The sequence below is a fragment of the Megasphaera geminata F0357 genome, assembly GCF_000239275.1.
In the GTDB taxonomy this organism is placed as follows: Bacteria; Bacillota; Negativicutes; order Veillonellales; family Megasphaeraceae; genus Megasphaera; species Megasphaera geminata.
Window position 1 is genome coordinate 7,260 of sequence record NZ_JH417584.1, and the last position, 4,657, is coordinate 11,916.

The 4,657-nt window shown below is 43.5% G+C and carries 3 protein-coding genes; 1 reads left to right on the top strand and 2 read right to left on the bottom strand.

The features are described 5' to 3' along the window. Positions 1–143: 143 nt before the first annotated feature. Together HMPREF0080_RS03885 and HMPREF0080_RS03890 are read right to left on the bottom strand one after the other, a co-directional pair. Positions 144–1,040, bottom strand: a complete 897-nt coding sequence (locus HMPREF0080_RS03885) for a LysR family transcriptional regulator (RefSeq protein ID WP_006789932.1) — start codon at positions 1,038–1,040, stop codon at positions 144–146. A 220-nt stretch (positions 1,041–1,260) separates the two neighbouring features. Next, positions 1,261–2,709, bottom strand: a complete 1,449-nt coding sequence (locus HMPREF0080_RS03890; protein ID WP_040347162.1) for a [FeFe] hydrogenase, group A — start codon at positions 2,707–2,709, stop codon at positions 1,261–1,263. Positions 2,710–2,951: 242 nt separating this feature from the next. On the opposite strand from HMPREF0080_RS03890, the gene HMPREF0080_RS03895 reads away from it, so the two are divergent. After that, positions 2,952–4,511, top strand: a complete 1,560-nt coding sequence (locus HMPREF0080_RS03895) for a putative polysaccharide biosynthesis protein (RefSeq protein ID WP_006789934.1) — start codon at positions 2,952–2,954, stop codon at positions 4,509–4,511. Positions 4,512–4,657 lie beyond the last annotated feature (146 nt).

Genomic DNA, 4,657 nt, shown 5'->3' on the forward strand with positions numbered 1-4,657 from the left:
TATATATTAATTTTATCATTATCATATACTTTATGTAAAAAGGTTTTAATTCAATTGAACTATGAATTTTTTTCATATGATATTAATATTTATTTAGTTCTATTTTGTACTCTAAGACAAAAATATCGCTTGATGTCGAGTGACTAAATAAGAGATTGCCTGTTATTATAGTTTTTTACCATATCAAGAAATAATTTTATCGGAGTCGATAAAAACTTTCCCTTATGATAAACGGCCGTGGGGATCCAAGGAAGATTCAGTTGGTGTATTTCATGAATCTCAATTTTGTTCCGGCAAAACATTTCTATGATCGGTCTCGGCAAAAATGTAATTGATTCACTATTGGAAACCGCCTCAATCAGTAAATCCCATTGAGCACTTTCCAAACTGATAATCGGATTTATATTCATATTTTTGTACTCTTTTAAAATGATATCATGCAGCATAAAACTTTTATCCAATATACATAAGTTTTCATTACACAACTCACTCCAATGTACTTTTTTCTTTCCGCTCAATCGCGGATGATTTAATCCGGAAAGACAAACTATATCGGAATGATAAAAGGGAATTTGAAGGAAATCGGGATTTTTAAACGGCTGTATTAAAATGCCTATATCAATGGCGCCAGACTTCGCAAGTGAATATATTTTATTTGCCCCCATTTCCAAAATCTGCAGCCTAATATCAGGATATATGGCTTTATATGTATTTAAAAGGGAATACACAATAGTAATGGTTACAGGAGGGACTCCCAGTTTCAACGTGCCTTTTTTACTTTTCAACAGATCCAACAACAATTCATTTTCCGCTTGATAATTAGAAACAATCTTGACGGCACTATAATAAAACAATTCTCCCGCAGAAGTCAGTTTAAACTGCTTAGAAGTTCGGTCTATCAAATTCGTATCATATTCTTTTTCCAGCGATCTAATAGCTTTACTTATTGTAGACTGGCTTATAAACAATTTTTCAGAAGCGGTTGTAAAACTATTATGCTTTACCGTTTCAATGAAATATATGAAATGATCCAGATTCATCCTATACCTCCTTAAAAGCATTATAGTTCAATTACTAAATCTCCACCTCTTCAATATATTATATCATCTTTTACATGGATACTATTACTAATTGGCAATAAATAGTCAAAAAACTGCTTCATCCCTAAATAATCAAAAAACTGACCTCTTTCAGTCAGATTTTCCAAGTCCAACTTTTTCTGGAGGTCAGTTCGGTATTACTGCACAGCTTTTCTTATCTTTATTCAACCGGTTTATACTTCGGAGACATACTGTTCGTCTGAGGCGTAACATGCTTTTCGGGGCCTAAATCTGCAGAACGATCTGTAAAAATCGTATGCAAATAGGCCTCCGATTTTTCAGACAACGGTTTTTCAAAAAACTCATTATACAATACTTGGATTTCAGGATTTTCCCAAGACGCTTTAAGCTTGACTTCATCATCACGCTTATATAATGAATCGACACGAGCCTGTTGTGTTTTTTGTACCATCGGCATTTTCACTTTCGGTTGACCGCCGCCGCCGATACAGCCGCCCGGACATGCCATTACTTCAATAAAAGCATATTTTCCGAAGGTGCCTTCGCTTCTTATTTTATCGATAAACGCACGGGCGTTGCCCAACCCGCTGATGGCCGCAATACGCAAAGTCACATCGCCTAAAGGCACATCGGCTTCTTTTACACCTTGAAGGCCGCGGATCGGTTCAAAAGGAATGAATTCCGCCGGAGCCGGAGATCCTGTATGGAAATAGTACGCCGAACGCAAAGCCGCTTCCATTACCCCGCCGGTGTTGCCGAAGATAATGCCGCCGCCCGATGCTTCACCGAAAACGGGATCATACCGCTCATCTTCCAGAGAATCAAAGTCTATTGCCGCCTCTTTTATCCAATCGGCCAGTTCCCTTGTTGTAATGCAGATATCCGTATCCATTAAAGACGATTTGTCCCAGTACCGGGCCGCCGCGTTTAACTCGGGTCTTCTGATTTCCGCTTTTTTTGCCGTACACGGCGTAACACAAACATTAACTATTTTTCCGGGGGCGATTTTCTGCTCTTCGGCAAACCAGATTTTTTCAGCGGCGCTCATTATGCTGATGGGACTTTTGGCTGTCGAGAGATGAGGGATCAATTCGGGATAAAAGGTTTCCGCAAACTCAACCCACGCAGGACAACAGCTCGTAAACTGAGGTAACGGAATGTCTTCGGACACTACACGGTGTAAAAGCTCGCTCGCCTCTTCCTGAATGGTCAGGTCGGCACCGTAATTTGTATCAAACACATAGTCTGCACCGAGTTTTCGCAACGCCGCAATCATTTTCCCCTGAACGAAAGTTCCCGCTTCCAAGCCGAAAGCTTCGCCGAGCCCGACGCGAACGGCAGGCGCCGTTTGAAAGGTGACAACCGTATCCTTATCGGCAATCGCCGCTTTAACGCGCTCAACATCATTTACTTCCGTAATCGCGCCGAACGGACATGCGTTGGCACACTGCCCGCAATGCACACAAACGGGCATATCACCCGTACTTTCGAGGGAATAATAGTCCAGTACCGTCTGCATCGTTTCACAGGCCCTGCGGCAGAGAGTACAATTTTTACACTTTGTCACGTCAAAACGCACTGAACAATTTTTTTCATCAATGGGGACGCGTTTTTTGTATTCTTGAAATCTTGATTGAAATTCAGCCATTTCTCCACCCCTGCCACATATTTTTAATATTGATACTAATTTCACATAGTTAATTATATTAATATTATAGTATATTCTAATCACGGGTCAAGGATATTTCTCTAATTATTTTAAGTATTACTTTTTTATACTATTCCAACTTTAATCCCGGCCAAAAGTACATGGTTACCTTCCTTGTGAGCCTTTTTCATTTATGCTAAAATGAGTTGTTATTCAGCATATATCCGCATAGAGAGGTAGTTATGGCTAACAAGTTCGTTTCCGGCACATTAATCCTGACCTTGTCGGGTTTCGTCGTCAAGGCTATCGGAAGTGTCAACTGGATTATTCTGTCACGTATACTCGGAGGAGAAGGTATCGGTATTTACCAGATGGCCTTTCCCGTTTACTTACTTGCTTTGGAAATTTCCAGCGCCGGCATCCCCATCGCTATTTCTATTATAACGGCCGAAAAAGTGGCCCGTAATGACTACGGGAATGCGGGGCGAGTATTCAGCGTTTCTCTATCCTTACTGACGACGACAGCCATCCTTCTGAGCATTATAGTTTATTTCGCTTCGTCCCTGCTCATTGAATTTCATATCATTCGTGACAGCCGGGCGTATTACTCCCTGCTCGCACTTGTGCCGGCAATCTTCTTTACAACCGTTATAGCCGGCTACAGAGGATATATGCAGGGCTGGCAGCAAATGACGCCGACTGCTCTCTCTCAAATCGTGGAACAGCTTGTCCGTGTCGCGACGATGCTCGGTTTCGCTTATCTGCTTTTACCGTACGGGTTGGATTATGCGGCCGGCGGCGCCAGCCTGGGCGCCGCTATGGGCGGTGCCGCGGCATGGACGGTGCTTTTATACTTCTATATTAAATTGAAGCGGTCTCTTCCCGCTCAGTCGGAAAGTTTTAAAAAAGAGCCTGTAAAAAATATTTTGAAAAGGCTTATTGTCCTTTCCATACCGATTTCCATGGCAAGCATCATGCTGCCCGTCGTTTCAAACTTAGATCTTATGATCGTGCCTTATCGGCTTGAAGTTGCAGGCTATACAACACATAAAGCAACGGAACTCTTCGGCTATCTGACGGGCATGTCCGTGCCTCTTATCAACCTGGCGACTATACTTACGGCAGCTATGGCGATGAGTCTGGTCCCGGCCATAAGCCACAGCTTTACGCTGAATGATAGAGCGGAAATTTACGCCCGCACTGCCGGCGCCGCACGTATCGCCCTCCTGGTAACGATTCCTTTCAGTGTCATGCTCTACGTTCTCGCCGAACCGGTCGTTACGTTCATCTATAACGCGCCGGCGGCCAAAGACGCAACACAGGCGATCGCCGTTGCTATCTGTTTTCTCGGTATGCACCAAATAACAACGGCTATTTTACAAGGACTGAAAAAGCCGAAAATCCCTGTAATCAATATGATTATCGCCTGTATCGTCAAAGTTCTCTGTAACTGGGTCCTCGTTGCCAGTCCTGCTCTGGGCATTACCGGCGCCGCCTATGCAACGGCCGCCGACATCGGTGTCGCCGCCGGCCTGAACCTGATCTTTATCTATAAATATACCGGCTATATCCTCGACGTTAAAGTAGTCTTGCGAAATACACTTGCGGCGGCTGTCATGGGGGTAACCATGTACTTTCTTTACGCCGCTGCGGCAACAGTAACGGCAAGCCTCTTCATTCGCCTTCTCATGACGACCGCAGCCGGCTCCGCAATCTATCTGGGGATCATGACGCTTACTGGCGGCGTAACGCGTGAAGACGCAAAAAAAATCCCTTTCTTCGGAAAATTCTTCTATAAGTAGGACGCCGAATTTGAAGGATCGAAGGGACGCACAAATTCGTGCGTTTCACTTACACCGCGTGGAAAAACAGTTTACTTCTTTTACCTGTTTTTCCTGCGGCGGCATCTGTCAACCTTCCTCTGCATGATTATTTTCGCCCCGAATTT